This is a genomic window from Agrobacterium sp. MS2, assembly GCF_003261015.1.
GTDB classification, from domain to species: Bacteria; Pseudomonadota; Alphaproteobacteria; order Rhizobiales; family Rhizobiaceae; genus Agrobacterium; species Agrobacterium pusense.
The window spans coordinates 1-16,375 of the sequence record NZ_QLNF01000013.1; the positions used below are offsets into that span (position 1 = coordinate 1).

Annotated in this window: 18 protein-coding genes and 1 pseudogene; 10 read left to right on the plus strand and 9 right to left on the minus strand. The window is 60.6% G+C overall.

Going from position 1 to position 16,375, the window contains the following annotated elements; all coding sequences use genetic code 11:
- Nucleotides 1-66: 66 nt before the first annotated feature.
- The 3 genes from DOU54_RS07515 to DOU54_RS07525 all read left to right on the plus strand — a co-directional run bounded on the left by DOU54_RS07515 (nucleotide 67) and on the right by DOU54_RS07525 (nucleotide 2,084).
- Nucleotides 67-1,107: a DUF2793 domain-containing protein gene (locus tag DOU54_RS07515; RefSeq protein WP_113380768.1), complete on the plus strand. Its 1,041-nt coding sequence runs from the start codon at nucleotides 67-69 to the stop codon at nucleotides 1,105-1,107.
- Nucleotides 1,108-1,298: 191 nt separating this feature from the next.
- Nucleotides 1,299-1,574, plus strand: coding sequence for a CtrA inhibitor SciP (gene sciP / locus DOU54_RS07520; RefSeq protein ID WP_003491799.1), 276 nt, complete (start codon nucleotides 1,299-1,301; stop codon nucleotides 1,572-1,574).
- 228 nt (nucleotides 1,575-1,802) lie between these two features.
- The gene (locus DOU54_RS07525) at nucleotides 1,803-2,084 is read left to right on the plus strand and encodes a GNAT family N-acetyltransferase (protein WP_004443362.1); all 282 of its coding nucleotides are present in this window, start codon (nucleotides 1,803-1,805) and stop codon (nucleotides 2,082-2,084) included.
- A gap of 203 nt (nucleotides 2,085-2,287) precedes the next feature.
- On the opposite strand, the gene DOU54_RS07530 is transcribed toward DOU54_RS07525, so the two are convergent.
- Complete coding sequence (locus DOU54_RS07530) at nucleotides 2,288-2,491, minus strand: DUF1059 domain-containing protein (protein ID WP_004443364.1); 204 nt, start codon at nucleotides 2,489-2,491, stop codon at nucleotides 2,288-2,290.
- A gap of 283 nt (nucleotides 2,492-2,774) precedes the next feature.
- Entirely contained in the window at nucleotides 2,775-3,125 is a 351-nt protein-coding gene (locus DOU54_RS07535) for a flagellar export protein FliJ (protein WP_003491821.1), read from the minus strand.
- 482 nt (nucleotides 3,126-3,607) lie between these two features.
- Between DOU54_RS07535 and ctrA the strand changes: the two genes are divergently transcribed.
- Together ctrA and DOU54_RS07545 are read left to right on the plus strand one after the other, a co-directional pair.
- Nucleotides 3,608-4,312 carry a response regulator transcription factor CtrA gene (ctrA, locus tag DOU54_RS07540; RefSeq protein ID WP_004443365.1) on the plus strand — a complete coding sequence of 235 codons (705 nt, stop codon included), beginning with the start codon at nucleotides 3,608-3,610 and terminating at the stop codon, nucleotides 4,310-4,312.
- Nucleotides 4,313-4,433: 121 nt separating this feature from the next.
- Entirely contained in the window at nucleotides 4,434-4,961 is a 528-nt protein-coding gene (locus tag DOU54_RS07545; RefSeq protein ID WP_113380769.1) for a GNAT family N-acetyltransferase, read from the plus strand.
- Between the two features lie 30 nt (nucleotides 4,962-4,991).
- On the opposite strand, the gene DOU54_RS07550 is transcribed toward DOU54_RS07545, so the two are convergent.
- From DOU54_RS07550 to chpT, 4 genes are all read right to left on the minus strand, one after another.
- A complete protein-coding gene (locus DOU54_RS07550) occupies nucleotides 4,992-6,038 on the minus strand; it encodes an alpha/beta hydrolase family protein (RefSeq protein WP_113380770.1) in 1,047 nt (348 codons plus the stop codon).
- 132 nt (nucleotides 6,039-6,170) lie between these two features.
- Nucleotides 6,171-6,284, minus strand: a complete 114-nt coding sequence (locus DOU54_RS28390) for a DUF6616 family protein (protein ID WP_353505547.1) — start codon at nucleotides 6,282-6,284, stop codon at nucleotides 6,171-6,173.
- Nucleotides 6,285-6,323: 39 nt separating this feature from the next.
- Nucleotides 6,324-6,851 (minus strand): GNAT family N-acetyltransferase, encoded by a 528-nt coding sequence (locus DOU54_RS07555; RefSeq protein ID WP_006700334.1) that lies wholly within the window; start codon nucleotides 6,849-6,851, stop codon nucleotides 6,324-6,326.
- Between the two features lie 84 nt (nucleotides 6,852-6,935).
- Nucleotides 6,936-7,583, minus strand: coding sequence for a histidine phosphotransferase ChpT (gene chpT / locus DOU54_RS07560; RefSeq protein ID WP_004443377.1), 648 nt, complete (start codon nucleotides 7,581-7,583; stop codon nucleotides 6,936-6,938).
- Between the two features lie 252 nt (nucleotides 7,584-7,835).
- On the opposite strand from chpT, the gene DOU54_RS07565 reads away from it, so the two are divergent.
- Both DOU54_RS07565 and DOU54_RS07570 read left to right on the plus strand, forming a co-directional pair.
- The gene (locus DOU54_RS07565) at nucleotides 7,836-8,432 is read left to right on the plus strand and encodes a DUF1134 domain-containing protein (RefSeq protein ID WP_004443378.1); all 597 of its coding nucleotides are present in this window, start codon (nucleotides 7,836-7,838) and stop codon (nucleotides 8,430-8,432) included.
- Nucleotides 8,433-8,720: 288 nt separating this feature from the next.
- A complete protein-coding gene (locus tag DOU54_RS07570) occupies nucleotides 8,721-9,959 on the plus strand; it encodes a coiled-coil domain-containing protein (RefSeq protein ID WP_113380771.1) in 1,239 nt (412 codons plus the stop codon).
- Nucleotides 9,960-10,195: 236 nt separating this feature from the next.
- On the opposite strand, the gene DOU54_RS07580 is transcribed toward DOU54_RS07570, so the two are convergent.
- Together DOU54_RS07580 and DOU54_RS07585 are read right to left on the minus strand one after the other, a co-directional pair.
- On the minus strand, nucleotides 10,196-11,050 hold the full coding sequence (locus DOU54_RS07580; protein WP_035211701.1) for a TrmH family RNA methyltransferase: 855 nt from the start codon (nucleotides 11,048-11,050) through the stop codon (nucleotides 10,196-10,198).
- Entirely contained in the window at nucleotides 11,040-11,432 is a 393-nt protein-coding gene (locus tag DOU54_RS07585; RefSeq protein WP_004443384.1) for a hypothetical protein, read from the minus strand. Before DOU54_RS07585 ends, DOU54_RS07580 begins: the two co-directional genes overlap by 11 nt.
- A gap of 38 nt (nucleotides 11,433-11,470) precedes the next feature.
- Between DOU54_RS07585 and DOU54_RS07590 the strand changes: the two genes are divergently transcribed.
- From DOU54_RS07590 to rpoH, 3 genes are all read left to right on the plus strand, one after another.
- Nucleotides 11,471-12,493, plus strand: a complete 1,023-nt coding sequence (locus DOU54_RS07590; protein ID WP_113380773.1) for an RluA family pseudouridine synthase — start codon at nucleotides 11,471-11,473, stop codon at nucleotides 12,491-12,493.
- 222 nt (nucleotides 12,494-12,715) lie between these two features.
- Nucleotides 12,716-13,540 carry a class I SAM-dependent methyltransferase gene (locus tag DOU54_RS07595; RefSeq protein ID WP_022556821.1) on the plus strand — a complete coding sequence of 275 codons (825 nt, stop codon included), beginning with the start codon at nucleotides 12,716-12,718 and terminating at the stop codon, nucleotides 13,538-13,540.
- 166 nt (nucleotides 13,541-13,706) lie between these two features.
- A complete protein-coding gene (gene rpoH, locus DOU54_RS07600) occupies nucleotides 13,707-14,609 on the plus strand; it encodes an RNA polymerase sigma factor RpoH (protein ID WP_004443393.1) in 903 nt (300 codons plus the stop codon).
- Between the two features lie 429 nt (nucleotides 14,610-15,038).
- Here rpoH and DOU54_RS27955 read toward each other — a convergent pair.
- A pseudogene (locus tag DOU54_RS27955) lies at nucleotides 15,039-16,375 on the minus strand (hypothetical protein); the annotation flags it as partial.

The following is a 16,375-nucleotide window of genomic DNA, read 5'->3' on the forward strand; positions in this document are numbered from 1 at the left end:
TCCCCACCCCACGCCACCACCTCACAATGCCCCCGCAACGAAACACCGCAGCGCGGAAGGCACATCATGACCGAACAGACGGCGAGACTTCAGCTTCCCTATATCCTCCCCTCGCAGGCGCAGAAACACGTCACCCACAACGAGGCGCTGCAACGGCTCGACGCGATCGTGCAGCTGGTCGTCAAGGCTGTGGTTGCCGCACCGCCCGAAAACGCCGCCGAGGGAGATTGTTTCCTCCTCTCCGCCGACGCTACCGGCGATTGGGCCGGCAAGGGCGGCAGGCTCGCCTTCCGGCAGGATGGCGCGTGGCTCTCGATCACACCGCAGCCCGGCTGGACGGCATGGTTTGCGGCCGAAAGCAGATATCGCGTCCTGCGCGACGGCGGCTGGCGTGACCTGCCACTGCCGGCCACCGGCCGGCTGGAAAGCATGGGAATCGGCACGGAGGCCGACGCCGTCAACCGGCTGGCGCTCGCCTCCCCCGCCAGCCTTTTCACCCACGCGCAGGATGACGGCAGCCACCGCATGACGATCAACAAGGCGGGCCGGGCCGATACAGCCTCATTGCTGTTCCAATCCGGCTGGAGCGGCCGCGCAGAGATGGGCCTGGCGGGGAATGACGGGTTTTCGATCAAGGCCAGCACGGACGGCGCCTCATGGCACACCGCCATAGTCTGCAGCGGCGATGGTCGCGTCTCGATGCCCAACCGCCCGCTCGCCGTCGCTGGCCTGCCGGCGGGCACGACGAAGCCGGCCAATGGCTCTGCCGCCGGTTTTTCCGTGCTCTCCCTCGCTGAGGGCGGCTTTGCGCTCGGTGATGCGGCAAGTGATGGTGGGCGCGACCTGGTGGTGCCAGCGAAAGGCCTCTATCTGGCCATATTGACGCTTGCTGTGGTCTCGTCTTCCGGCCACCGGGTCACGCTGTTGATCAACGGCACGGCGGCCGATTTCGACATCGCGGGCAATGTGTCAGACTCAGGCGCGTCGCAGTCGGCAACCGCCTTCCTTCGCCTCGATGCCGGCGACCGCCTGCGGCTGCACCATGAGGGAACGGTGGAATTGACCCAGGGCAACGGCAAAACCTGCCTTTCGCTTGCGTGGATCTGATCTGGACAACCGATGAGAGAGAAAAATTGCGATTTTTGGAAAAATTTTTCCCCGACAAAATAAGGCGACTCGAACAAATCAGGCGAAACCGTTCAAATTCTTAATAAATTGTCACGAGCTGCTTAGGCAATTTTTAAAGGTACGGGGCTAAAGTTCCCGTCATATGGTCTTGAGTTTGTATAGAGTGTCCAATGACCGAAATGATACGCCCACGAGTTAAATATGTCATCGGCCCCGATGGCAGCCCTCTGACGATTGCGGATCTTCCGCCTGCCAATACCCGGCGCTGGGTCATTCGCAGAAAGGCAGAGGTTGTTGCCGCCGTGCGCGGTGGACTGTTGAGCCTCGAAGAGGCCTGCGAGCGTTATACGCTCACCGTTGAAGAATTCCTGTCCTGGCAGTCCTCGATTGCCGATCATGGCCTTGCCGGCCTGCGCACCACGCGCATTCAGCAATACCGCCACTGAGAAAGTGCGCCGGCGCGCCAAAGGCGCCCAACGCCGGATTTTCAAAACGCCCCGTCAGTTTATCGACGGGGCTTTCGGTTTGATTTCGGATTTTTCATTCAGAACCATGCCTGCTGACGGTGAGAGATTGTCACCGGTTTGTGTCCGCTGCGTTCGCTATCCCGCTGTTTCAATTCGGGCGCAAGCCGCTACAGTGGAGATACGAACAGCAATGGGAAGGCAGAGATAATGGATATCAAGACAACCGAAACCGGATCGCGCGGCGAATATCTCGCAACCGTCGACGGCCATACGGCGGAAATGACCTATTCCCGCACCTCCCCTTCCCTCATTATCATCGATCATACCGGCGTGCCCGATGCGCTTCGCGGCAAAGGCGTCGGCCAGGCACTTGCCGCCCACGCCATCGATGAAGCCCGCAAGGGCGGCTGGAAGATCATTCCGCTCTGCCCCTTCTTCAAGGCCCAGACCCTGCGCCATCCAGACTGGGCCGATGTTATCCAGGGCTAAGCGCGCTTTATCATCTGTCTGAGGGCAGAAGTCGCAAGCGTCGCTGCATACTTCTTCTCCCCGCCGGGGAGAAGGTGGCCCGAAGGGTCGGATGAGGGGGCTGCGCCTGCCGCGGACTTTTCCCCGGCGGGGAGAAAAAACAAGCGGCTTACGCTTAATCGCTCACAGCCGTTCCAAATATCGCGTCATTTCATAAATGCGTGTCACGCCACCTTCAAAGGCGGGGTCCCGGCATGCATGCTCCGGCGGACCTCTTCCCGGAATTCGAGCGTATCCTTTGCGCCGTGCACGGCCACGGCATGCTGCACGGCCGCCTCCATCAGCTCCTCCTGGGAATCGGCCGAAATGGCAACGGTGCATCTGCTGTCACTGGGAAATTCACGGCAATCGATATATTGGCGGGCCATTTTTTCCTCCCTGCAATGGCCGCCCGCACCCGCACGGGTGCGTGCGCGTAAAAGCCTCCGGCTCACGGTCGGAACCCCTGTAAAATACGCCTTTCCGCATGTCCGGACAATCGAAATCGGGGCGGCCGCCCCGTCGTGGCGCGCTGGCGAAGCATCAAGACAAAAGGCCGCCCTGATGGAGCGGCCTTTCGAAAAAAAGCATGTCGTCCCGTCATTGAAAGCCGCCTCCTGATCCACCGGCAGCCGTCAATGAGGACGAGGTTCGTCAGTTCTGCGCCACCTGTCAGGCGCGGGCGCGGATGGCTCCGTCGCGGTTTTCCAGTGCGGCGGCCTTTTCATATTCGGCCTGCACCTCTTCCAGCGATGCCTCGGCGGCCTCCTGCTGGGCCTTCAGTTCCCGGATGGAAACCTGAAGATTATCCGCCCGCTGGCGCGCGGCCTTGGCGAAGGTCGGATAGGCGAAATGCGTCGGATCGGTAATGCCCGACTTGCTCTCTTCCAGAGAGATCTGATGCACCAGTTCCTTTGCCATCCGCTCGAATTCGGACATCATCTGCTGCAGCTGGTTAAGCTGCCTGCGTTTTTCATTGACCTGAAATTCCTTCAGGCGAACCAGGCTGTCACGCGACTTCATACGCAATACTCCATGGATAGCGAGACCCGGATCAAAAAGGGCACTATGCCCCCTCGACCGGCCCGTTTAACCCGCCCTTTCAACCGGCCGGGTTAACCCGTTGTGCCGGAATGATTCCCGAAAGTTACCCGGCGTTAATAAAAAACCGCCGCCGTTAACCTTTCGTTTACGGGCATCGTTAATGATAAACACGATCATTTAAGGGTCGGTAAATGCCAGGTCCAAAAAAATGGGCCAGACGATGTAAGAGTCGATTGAATCACTTAGCGGGAAATCCTCACGTTAAGCTTCAATTTTGGCGATGGTGGATTCACGTGCAAAAACAGCGAAATGCCTAGTTTGCTTAATAAATTCGATACACCTTGCCAAAGGCAATTAGAATTTGTTAACCATTTGGTGGCAGCCTGCAAATCAGGCAACGTCTGGATCCGCATCGCGCGAGGCAATGTTTTACCGGTTCGCGGGCGGCAAAGGGGATAATTATGCGGGTTCTACTGATTGAAGACGACAGCGCGACAGCGCAGAGCATTGAACTGATGCTGAAGTCGGAAAGCTTTAACGTTTACACGACCGACCTCGGTGAGGAAGGCGTGGACCTTGGCAAGCTTTACGACTACGACATTATTCTTCTCGACCTTAACCTCCCCGACATGTCGGGTTACGAGGTGCTGAGAACGCTTCGGCTTTCCAAGGTCAAGACGCCGATCCTCATCCTGTCCGGCATGGCCGGCATTGAGGACAAGGTTCGCGGCCTCGGCTTTGGCGCAGACGATTACATGACGAAGCCGTTCCACAAGGACGAGCTTGTTGCCCGCATTCACGCAATCGTCCGCCGTTCCAAGGGCCATGCGCAGTCGGTCATCTCCACCGGCGAGCTGATCGTCAATCTCGATGCCAAGACGGTTGAAGTGGGCGGCCAGCGCGTTCACCTGACCGGCAAGGAATATCAGATGCTTGAGCTGCTTTCGCTGCGCAAGGGCACGACGCTGACCAAGGAAATGTTCCTGAACCACCTTTATGGCGGCATGGACGAGCCGGAACTGAAGATCATCGACGTCTTCATCTGCAAGCTGCGCAAGAAGCTGGCAAACGCCGCCGGCGGCGCGAACTACATCGAAACCGTCTGGGGCCGCGGTTATGTTCTGCGCGAGCCGGATGGCTCGACGGAATATCTCGAAACCGCCTGATTCCTGCTCGAACAGGGCTGTTTTAAAAGACCCGCTGGAAACGGCGGGTTTTTTGTTGACTGCGGGTCGCGGCAGGTCGGCAACGGCGTCCCGCTCAGGCGGAGGCGCGAGAGGACAATAAATGACGGACACAATCCCCACCCTCGTGACAAATCGCCTTAACCTTCGCCCACCGCGACTGGACGATTTCTCGGCCTATCGTGATTTCATGGCGTCACCGCGCTCCACCGGCGTCGCCGGACCGCATGATCTCGCCGCCGCATGGGCCATGTTCTGTCAGGACAGGGCATTGTGGTCGTTCTTCGGTCACGGCGCGCTGATGATCGATCTCGCCGAGAGCGGCGAATGCATCGGTCAGGTCGGCATCAATCACGGCCCCCTCTATCCCGAGAAGGAACTGGGCTGGCTGCTTTACGACGGTCATGAAGGCAGGGGTTATGCTGCGGAAGCCGCAACGGCGCTGCGGGACTGGGCCTTCGATACGCTGAAGCTTCCAACCCTCGTCAGCTATGTCGGCGCAGGAAACCGCCAATCCGCCGCTGTTGCGGAGCGAATCGGCGGGCTGCTCGACCCTGTCGCGCCGCGCCCGCTGCCGTCCGATCTGGTCTATCGCCATGATGTGCGAAGGGATCGGCATGCAAGGACGTGATCGATAGAGCCGCATTTAAGCGGCCCGTCTTTATTTTAAAGCGTCACGCAGAAAGGTCGTGACTGCACCACGGATCTCCTGATGCAGTGCCGTCCTGTCTCTTCCGCCACCGCTGCGGCATATGAATGCTTCATCGGGCGATTCTTCCAGCAGGCGTTTTTCGCCATCTTCCTTGCATATCTGCATGAAACTCAAATGGGTGGCGTCCGGTATCACATGATAGGTGGTCGTCACCTTTGGCAGAAGAGCGGCGACACGGTCTGAATCGGCTTTGATCGCCGCAATCTCCGGCGTTTCCACGCCAGCGGCCATCACCAGAACCGGAACGTCCACCTGTCGCAACGTCTCAGGCAGAAAGCCCGCCGCCGGGCCCAGATCAAGCGAAACGACAGCGCGAATACGGTTATCATACCTGCTCATTGAGAGGCGCGGATCGGCCTTTCCATCATCAATAATTCCCACCTTGCTTAAGAGCCGGTTGGCTTTGCATTGCGGCGGCAGCGGCGTCACATCGCAACCTTCAAGAGCCAGATCGGCACTATATCTTGCGCCTGCGAGTTCCATCGCGGTCCAGCCGCCAAGCGAATGGCCGATGACTGCGATGCGCCGATTGTCGATGAGCCCGGCAAGCGCCTCATCTTTGAGGAGCGCTGTCAGGACCGTACTGATGGCGCGTGGCCTTTCCCAAAGTGCCACCACCTCGTTTCCCTTCTGCGCCTCGAAATCTTCGCCAGCATGATCGGGTGCGGCGACGACATAACCATCATGCACCAGTTCACCCGCAAGCCAGTTGAGGTTGCGCCAGCTGCCGCCGTAACCATGAGACAGCAGCACAAGCGGGTGAGAACCCGGGGCACGGGAGGCGTCCCGGAGAACATCAAGCCCGAAAAATATGGCGTTCTCGCCGACAGTCTCCGCTTTCCCGGAAGACGTGGTTGGATACCACATTGAAACTGCGAGAGTTTTTCCGCCTTGATCAGCCGGCAACTCAATCTGTTTGAAACCTATGGCCTCTTTGGCGGTCACGCTTGCGGTCAGCGCGAAAAGGAGCATTGCAGCTAGTGTCAGTATGCGCATGTTTGTCTCTCCGTTGGTCTGGACGGAGAAAAGATTGGCTTATCCGATTGCTATAGAGACCTTGAACGCGCTCGTCGTCGTGCTCGATCGTGATCGAGGCCGTCGCGGCAACGGCCAGGTTCACGTGACGGATCAGATCGCTGCAAGCTGCTGGAGATGGCCTGTCATGCCGACACCCTCCCCGCCCGAATTCACCGTATCGAAGTAGTCGTGCCAGCCGCTCTCGGCGGTTGCCTCCACTACCATGAGTCAAAGCCCTTTGTCCGTGCTTTGGACGTCGTGGAGTTAGGGTGTCCTGATCCGCTCGAAAAGCCGCACGGGGCTTTCCCGGAAGGTCGTCTCCCGGAAAGGGCGGAAGCCGAAGCGGGTGGCGATTGCGAGGGAGGGTACGTTGAGCGGATCGATCATGCACACGATCCGGTTCGATATGCCCTGCGTGTCGAACCAGCCAAGCGCGGCCTGCACGGCTTCGCTTGCCACGCCCTTGCCCGTCAAATCCCTGTCGATCTTCCACATGGCCTCCGGTGCGGTGTCGAAATCCGCGCCATGTCCGCGGCGCATATGGGCGAGACCCACCTCGCCAACGATTCGTCCCGTGGACAGTTCCTCGACCACGAAAGGCCCGAAACCGAAGACGGACCAATGGCCGATGAAACGCAAAAGCCGCGCGAAAGCGAGTTCGGGATCGAGCGGCGCTATTGAGTTCACCCCCGGAATGGGTTGAACGGCCGCGCTCCAGAAAGCGCAATAACGCGCTTCGTCCTCGATGGCGTGCGGCCGAAGACAAAGACGCGCGGTTTCGACACGAATCATGAGACCTCCCCTGGAAACGAAAAAGGGCCGGGCGCTGGCAAAACCGGCCCGACCCCTGATGGCATCACTGTCGCATTGAAACGATCACGCCGCGATCGTCTTTGCCGTGAAGACGATACGATCGTCATGCACCTTGTATTCCACCGTCATATTGGCCTCCTCGGCCAGAAGCAGCGTGTAATAGGGCTGAACGGAATGGGCGTCGACCGCCTCTTCCAGCCTGCCCTCGTAGATTTCCACGAACTTGCCCGGCACGCGCATCATCCGGCCCTTGACGGTGATTTCGAACTTGGCGTCGCCATCGGGGTTTTCAAGCAGCACATCCACATTGCCACCGCGCGGTATCGCGCCATAGGCCACGAGGAAGAGGTTGAGCAGAAGCTTGACGCGGTTCTTGGCAACGATGGCGCGCGGGCCGTTCCAGCTGACTTCCGCCTTCTTTTCGGCCTCTGCAAAATCCTTGGCGGCCTTTTCGGCCTCGCCGGTATCGATGGACGCGCCGGCGGAACCGGAAGCACCGAAAGCAAGGCGGGCGAACTTCAGCCGCACGGATGCGTTAAGGGCTGACGTGCGGATGAGATCGAGCGCATCGTCATCCGTGCCGCCCTCGTCCAGCAGTTCGAGGCCGTTATTGATGGCGCCGACAGGAGAAATCACATCATGGCACACACGGCTGCACAGAAGGGCCGCCAGATCGGGACCGGACAGCGTGATATTGAGTTTGCTGGTCATAAAATTCTCTCCTGCGCAAGGGAGGCGCGGACGGTGTGGAAATTGTTAAGCCATAATGACACCATATTTGGTAAACCGATTGTTAATAGGATGGTTTCAAAATGCCAAATGCCTTAACAGGCCACACTGGAGCCCCGTGTATCCATCAGGATGCGCGAAACATGCTGTAGAACTTTGACTCTGCGCGTCGGCCCTTTCGAAAAACCGATTCGGATTTTCGAACCGACGCGCTAACGAAACAGACGGACGGACATGACGATGCGCCTTAAGAAAACCCGCACCATTGCACGCCTCGGACTGGGAAAGATCGTCGCGCTCCTCGCGAGCCTGCTGATATGGGTCGCACCGGCCGCGGCCCAGAACAGCGATCAATATTCTTTCCAGGAAGTCGTGGATGCAGGCCACGGATTCTTCGGCGAAACCACCGGCGGCCTTGCCAAGGTGGTGGAGCGCGCCTTCCAGCAATACGGTCTTCCGAACGGTTACATTCTCGGCCAGGAGGGCTCCGGCGCCTTCGTTGCCGGCCTCACCTATGGCGAGGGCACGCTTTACACCAAGAATGCCGGCCAGCACCCCGTCTTCTGGCAGGGACCGTCGCTCGGCCTCGATTACGGCGGCCAGGGCACCCGCGCCATGATGCTGGTCTACAATCTGCCCTCGGTTGATTCGCTCTATCGCCGTTACGGCGGCGTCAGCGGCTCCGCTTTCATCGTCGCCGGCGTCGGCATGACCTATCTGAAAAGCAGCGAAGTCACGCTCGCCCCCATCCGCACCGGCATCGGCGCACGCCTCGGCATCAATGTCGGTTACCTGAAGCTCACCCAGCAGCCGACCTGGAACCCCTTCTGATAAGACGGGTTGATAGGACGAGACGGTGCGGCGGATTTCTTCTCCCCGCGGGGGAGAAGGTGGCCCGAAGGGTCGGATGAGCGGGCAACCCTGCCGTATCTCGTAACCCTCGCCCCCTCATACCGCTGCCGCGGACTTCTCCCCCTCGGGGAGAAGAAACAAGCGGCAAGGTCCCGCCCACGAATTGCCAAAGGGAAACCCCTCCCCACGGTTGCAATAATAGCGTAACGTGTTTTCGCGCCCCTCTTTCCGAATGCGCGCGTATCTGAGTTTCGGAGACTGTAAAGCGTGATCGAATATGCCATTCTCTTCGGATTGGGTTTTCTCACCGCAACCCTGCTGGCCCTGTTGATCGCACCTGCGATCCACCGCCGCATCGTCGCTTATACGGAAAACCGCATACGCGCGACAATGCCCATCAGCCCGCAGGAAGTCCGCGCCCAGAAGGACATGGCGCGCGCGCTCTACGCCGCCGAAAACGCCAAGGTCCGCCAGGAACTGGAAACGGAGCGGGAAAAGAACACCTCGCTCCGCCTCGCCAACGAGGCCGCTTCCAGCGATGCCTATCGCCTCGGCGAGCAGAACCGCAGCTTTTCCCTGAAGATCGAAGAGCTGACGCTGGAGATCGGCGAATTGCGCGCCGCACTTGACGCCAGCGAAGAGCGCGCCGGCATCATCCAGGCCAACCTCCTGCAGCAGGAGCAGGCTGCCAATGAGCGCGCCAGCCAGATGTCCGATCTCACCGCCCGCCTCACCAACCTGACGCGCGAACTTGATGATTCGAAAATCCTCGCCGCCACCCGCGATCTCGAAGCCGAACAGGCCAAACAAAGCGCCACACGCTTCCGAAAGGAAGGCGAGACCGTCACCCGCGAGCTTCAGGATATCGCCAGCCGCAACCGGGAAGCGATGGAAGCCGTGGCGCGCGAAAGCCGCAAGGTAACGAGGCTTGAGGAGCAACTGGCCAGCACCATCGCCAAAAACGCCGACCTCGACACGATGCTGACCCTGCGCAACCAGGAGGTCGCGCGCCTCAAGGAACAGTTGGCCGCAACCGGCGGCCGCAGCAACGACATGATCATCCGCCTGCCGAATCCCGCCGTTCCCGCCGAAAAGCCGGTTGAGCGGCAGCAAGCCGCAGCGCCGGCCCATGCCGCCACACTCGAAACCGCGCCCGCCATCGAGACGGACGCACAACAGACGGCAGCCCCAGAGGATGCCGCCCCCGCCTTCCCGCAGGAGGAGCCGGGCGCATCGGCTCCGGAAGGTCTGGAACAGGAAATCGAGGATATCCGCAATCAGGGCACAGCGCTCACTGAGCGCCTGTTGAATGTACGCGGCACCGGCAATGACGAGCCCATCCGCCGCGAAATCGCGAGGATCGCCGCCGAGATGATCGCGCTGACAGCCGCGCAGGAGGGTGAGGCATCGCCTATTCCGGGGCTGCTGGCCAAGGCGTCTGGTTCATCGGGGCGGGAGAGCCTTGCGAAGCGGGCGAAGGTGGTGATGGAGAAGCGGAAGCGTTAGGTACTCTGTGTATGCCGCTTCACCCCCCTCTGCCCTGCCGGGCATCTCCCCCACAGGTGGGGAGATCGATATGCGGCAAGGTTTTGCCGATATCAACGTTAGAGAATGAAGTGGCGATAGCGCATCTTGCCGATCTCCCTCCTTGTGGGGGAGATGTCCGGCAGGACAGAGGGGGGTAAACCCCACCCACCAAGGCAAGCGTAAACTTCATCCGCAAAGATGGCGTTAAGCACTCCTCACACCCGCCCGATCACCCCCGCCATCTGATAAAGCGCCAGCCCGGAAGCCGTCCCCGCATTCAAGCTATCCAGCTGCGGCGACTGCGCAATCCGCGCCGTATGAAACCGCGACAGCACCGATTGCGGCAACCCCTCGCCTTCCGTGCCGATGACGAGCGCCATGCGTTCAGCGCGGGGAATATCGCGGATTTCGGTCTCGCCACCGGGCGAAAGGCTCCAGATCGCAAAACCGGCTGCCGCGAGCCGCTCCAGCATCTCCACTGCCCCGCCGCCGCGATGATAGGGGACCGACAGCACCGACCCCACGGAAACCCGCAGCGCCTTGCGATAGAGCGGGTCACAGCACGTCTCGTCCAGCAGCACCGCATCGGCATAAAAGGCTGCGGCGTTGCGAAACATCGCGCCGAGATTATCGTGGTTGGAAATGCCGCAGCCAACGAGCACCAGGGAGGACGCGGGAAGTGCTGCCGTCATCTCTTCCAGGCCATCATCGCGCACCCGCCGCCCGAGCGCCAGAATGCCGCGATGCAGGTGGAAACCGACGATACCATCCAGCACCGGCGCTTCGGCCACATAAACGGGCACATCTTCGGGGAAATCGGAAAGAATATCCGCAACGCCGGAAAGCCGGTTGCGCAGGATCAGGATGCTCTCCGCAGCAAAGGCCCCACCCGCCTTGTGGGCGGCGGCCAGCATGCGCAGCACCACCGTACCTTCGGCGATGAAACGCCCCTGCCGGCCGGTGAGATCACGCTCGCGAATATCGCGAAAGGCGGCAATGCGCGGATCGGCCGGGTCATCGACCGGAATCAGCGCCCGGCCATCCAGCAGGTTATTGACCTCACTGGCCATCAACAGTCACGTCGGCCAGGAACCGGCCGCTGGCGACGTTGAAGACCAGCGCCTTGCGCGTGCCGTTGGCCAGCCGGCCGTAAAACAGCATGTCACCGCCGGAATAGCTGACATTGTCGATCGTGAAGCCCTGCGGCAGGCTGGCGGTGACGGCCATCGGGCCACTACCAGTGGGAACGGCGAGGTTCGGCGCTTCCGTCTGCGTCTGAACGGCCTTCGACGGCCCCATCGCCTTGTAGACAACCGCACCGAAGACAGCCATAAGGCTGATAAACATCACGGAGCCCGACACGATCTGCAAACGGATCATCTTGCGGCGAACTTTTTCCATGGCCGGATCAAGCGGCTTGTCTTCCTGTTCGTCTTGCTCGATCTGCGTCATCGGGTTCCCTGAAATGCTGATGGATCGGAAAAATAAGAATGAACGACCCCTTTAAACAAGGCGGAGACGCAAGGAAAGTCCTGATTGCCGGGGAAGACGCCGAAGGCCGCCTCGATTCCTGGCTGGCGGGCGAAGTGGGCAGCGACTTCTCCCGCAGCCGCCTGAAGGCGCTGATCGAACAGGGCGCGGTTTCCCTCAACGGCAAGCCGGTGACCGAGCCGAAAAAGAAGGTGCATCCCGGCGACCGTATCGAGATCGTCATGCCCGAGCCGGAAGACCCGGAACCCAAGGGCGAGGACATTCCCCTCAACGTGGAATATGAGGATGAAGACCTGATCGTGCTCGTCAAGCCCGCCGGCCTCGTCGTGCATCCCGGCGCCGGCAACTGGACGGGAACGCTGGTCAACGCCCTCATTCATCATTGCGGCGACAGCCTCTCCGGCATTGGCGGCGTCAAGCGCCCGGGCATCGTACACCGGCTGGACAAGGAAACGTCAGGTGTCATGGTCGTTGCGAAGAACGACAACGCCCACCGGCATCTGGCCGCACAATTTGCCGACCATGGCCGCACCGGGCCGCTGGAACGCGCCTACAAGGCCATCGTCTGGGGCCGCCCGCGCACACTGCGTGGCACCATCGACGCAGCGCTCGGCCGCAGCGTCGACCGCACCAAACGCGCCGTCAAGCACGAGGATTCGGATGATGCCCGCGAGGCAATCACCCATTACGAGGTAGTCGAGCGTTATCACGAGCGGCCGGACGCCACCTGTCTCGCCTCGATGGTGGAATGCCGTCTCGAAACGGGCCGCACCCACCAGATCCGCGTGCACATGGCCCATATCGGCCATCCGCTGATCGGCGATCCCGAATATGGCGCGGCCTTCCGTACCAAGGCGAACCTTCTGGAAGAACCGGCAAAGGGCATCGTCGGGCGCTTTCCGCGCCAGGCACTTCATGCCTATCTGCTCGCTTTCGAACACCCCCGCACCGGCGAGGTGATGGAGTTCGAAACCGAGCTTCCAGAAGACATGGAAGCCTTGGTCGCCGCATTGCGTGCCTGAAAACGCCTGGCGCAGTTCCAAAAAACTGCGCCGCACATTTCGCCGGAAGCTTCGGATAACAAAAAAAGATTAGCGGAACGCGATATTCTGCCAACGGTCCTCTTCATAGACCGCCCCAATTTCGCTTTAATCCTCGCACCTCCTTTGCCTCGCAAAGCCTTGAACCGCCGCACGTTCGAACTGCCTTGAACGGAGCCGGCACGATGACGGGATCGCGTGCGCATGACGATTAAAGACCGCCGGTTTATATTCCAGGAGCTGCGCAGCGTCGAAGGTTACATCGACCCGCCGGATGCGCTCGTCTTCAAGGCACTTCTGCAGGCGCAGACGAAAAGCGCCCTTAGTGGCGGCATCGCGGAAATCGGCGTCTATTACGGTCGCTCCTATTTCCTGCTGCGCAAATTCGCGCAGAGCCAGGAAAAGGTGCTGGGCGTCGATCTTTTCGATCTGGACCCGCCGCAAGACGGCAGCCTCGACCAGTATGAACGCCTGATGGAAAACGGCCGCCGGCTGGGTTTCACAATGGATCGGGACCTTATCATCAAGGGTGACAGCACGCGGCTGACACCAGACGACATCACGTCCCGCATCGGTCCGGCACGCTTTTTCAGTATTGATGGTGGCCATCACCTGCATCACGTGCTGGCCGATGCGAAACTGGCCATGGAGGTGATCGCGCCGCACGGCATCATCGTTTTCGATGACACCTTCAACCCCGCCTGGCCGGAAGTGACGGTGGGTGTCGCCGATTTCCTGCGCACCCACGGCCACAGCCTCGTCTGCTTCGGCATGACGAAATACAAGACCTATGTGTGCCATCGCGAATTTCACTCAATCTATGCGCAGGCCATTGCCATCGATCCGGACCTGCAGGCGCTTGCCCATGTCGAGACGCAGTTCCTCGGCGCGAAGGTGGTGCGTCTGCACAATCCGATGCGCCGACGGGTGATGTACGAGTTGATGGTACGCTCCGGCCTTGGCGGTTTTTCGGAACGAATTTACCGCTCGAAAGTTAAACAGGTCAAAGAAGGGGTCGCCTCGACATAACGCATGTGTGAACGCAGCGTTCGCTTGAAACGCGGCGTGAGCGTACATATCTGTCACATGGGTTCGTGCGGGGTCGGTAACGACCCGCAGCTTACGGCGCGCCTCCGGCGGGTTATTCGCCGATCAAAGAGGGTGCCGTTCCAGACCATAGATAAGGGGGTGCTTTATGGCCCGCAATAGTTTGCCTACGATTACAGCCGGCGAAGCCGGTCTCAATAGATATCTCGACGAAATCCGCAAATTCCCGATGCTGGAGCCGCAGGAAGAGTACATGCTTGGCAAGCGTTATGCCGAGCATGGCGATCGCGACGCCGCGCACAAGCTCGTCACCAGCCATCTGCGTCTCGTGGCCAAGATCGCCATGGGCTATCGTGGTTACGGCCTGCCGATCGGCGAAGTCGTTTCCGAAGGCAATGTCGGCCTGATGCAGGCGGTGAAGAAATTCGATCCGGAACGCGGATTCCGTCTGGCCACCTATGCAATGTGGTGGATCAAGGCCTCGATCCAGGAATATATCCTGCGCTCGTGGTCGCTGGTGAAGATGGGCACAACTGCCAACCAGAAGCGTCTGTTCTTCAACCTGCGCCGTCTGAAGGGCCGCATCCAGGCCATCGACGATGGCGACCTGAAGCCGGAGCATGTCAAGGAAATCGCGACGAAGCTGCAGGTGTCGGAAGAAGAAGTCATCTCGATGAACCGCCGCCTGCATGGCGACGCATCGCTGAATGCGCCGATCAAGGCGTCCGAAGGCGAGTCCGGCCAATGGCAGGACTGGCTGGTGGACGACCATGACAGCCAGGAAGACGTGCTGATCGAGCAGGACGAACTGGAAACCCGCCGCCGCATGCTGGCGAAAGCCATGGGCGTGCTGAACGACCGCGAACGCCGCATCTTCGAGGCCCGCAGACTTGCCGAGGAGCCGGTGACGCTGGAAGAACTCTCGTCCGAGTTCGACATCAGCCGCGAGCGCGTGCGCCAGATCGAAGTCCGTGCCTTTGAGAAGGTGCAGGAAGCGGTGCAGAAGGAAGCGCTGGAAGCGGCGCGCGCCCTGCGCGTGGTGGATGCGTAAGACAGCCCGCTCATGACGCCAATGCGCTGACCATGAATCATCCTCGGCCTTCGGCCGGGGATTTTTTGTTGGTAAAAGGCGGGCGATAGGAAATGGTCTGCCCCTGAGACCCGCGAGTGTGCTGCAGGAAAACCGGTAGGAAAAATATCGATGCTTCAGAGGATGCCGCTTACCCCCTCTGCCCTGCCGGACATCTCCCCCACAGGTGGGGAGATCGGCAAGACGCGCTACCGCCGCTTCATCCTCGACCGTTGAGTTGGTCGAGACCCTCGCGGCATATCGATCTCCCTCCTTGTGGGGGAGATGCCCGGCAGGGCAGAGGGGGGTGAGCCGCACCCACCAACATCCCCGAAATCCATCACCTGACACAGCAAAGACACCGCCGTAGCCATGTAAAGAAAAGGGCGGCCTGAGCCGCCCTTTCAATCCTTATTGACCGCCCGTCGCCGGCGCTGATGCCGCCCATTCGCTGAGCGCCTTGTCGAAAGCGGCGATGCCGTCATTGCCCTTTTGCAGGGTCAGCAGCGCACGGCGGCCATTGCGGTAGGACACCGGAATATCGATCCAGTTGCGGCTCTTCAGAAGCTCCAGATTGGTCTTCATCGCATCCGGGAAGTCGTTGAGCGCGATCATGTGGAAATCGTCGGTGATTTTGGCCGGAACCGCGATCAGCGCGTTGCCGCGATCCTGCTCAGTGCTCTTCATCGCAATACGCTGGACGCTGTCGATCGCGCCGCCTTCAAAGCCGGGCGAAACCGAGAAGACGATTTCGATCAGATGGCTCGCCGGCAGCGACGGATCGGTGTTGCGCTTGAAGGTGATCAGCGCGCTGAGGCCACGGCCGGGAACGGTAATCTGCCCCTGCACGGTAGGCGAAGGCTTGCCTTCGGCATCATTTTCCTGCTGCAGCGACCAGGACACGCTGCCCTGAATGGCGGTCGGAACCGTCTGGCCCAGCACTTCCTCATAAAGGAACATGCGGTCGCCGGAAGCCGCGGCGGCAGGTTGCTGGCCGGCAGGTGCGCCAGCCGGTGTGCCGGCAGGTGCACCTGTATTGCCGGCCGGGCTTTCGCCTGCCGGCGGGGGCGCAACATTCTGCTCGTAGACCGACTGACCTTCCGCCGTGACGGGCTGGCCGTTCGCGCCCGGCGCCTGGCCCTCGTCACGCTCGGTGCCATCAGCCAGAAGCCGCTGGGTGAACTTTGTGCCGGTAACCGAACCATCATCGCCATGCGACTGGTTCGGGTGATTGTTTGGTGTGGCCGTCGGTTGCTGCTGGCCGGCCGCAGGCGGTTGCTGGGTCGCGGGCGGTGTGGTGGGCTGCGTCTGCGCCGTCTCCGGCGAAGATGTCTGGGTACCACCGTTCTGGGCAGAATTGACCAGCCCGCCGACCATGTCGTTCAGCGCATCGCGGTTCAGCCAGAAGGCATAACCACCGCCGGCAAGCAGCGCCACGCCCACAAGTGCCAGCACCACGGAGGCATAGTTGCGGCGCGGCTTCTTCTTGACCATGTAGGCAGGCGTTGCCGCAGCGGCGCCGAGGCCGGGCGTTTCATCCGAAGACTGGCGGGTGGTGGACGACGCGCCGTCGTAACCGATCAGCTCGTCCAGATCATCCCAGGGCGTACGCTCCCTGTTGTCCTTCGCCTGCGCCTGATCGCCGAAGGGATCGTTATCGGCACGCGGCAGGACGGGGGCGTCTTTGGCGGGAATGGCGATATCCGCATCCTGAAAATAGGACGAGAAATCTTCCACGACGGCCTTTT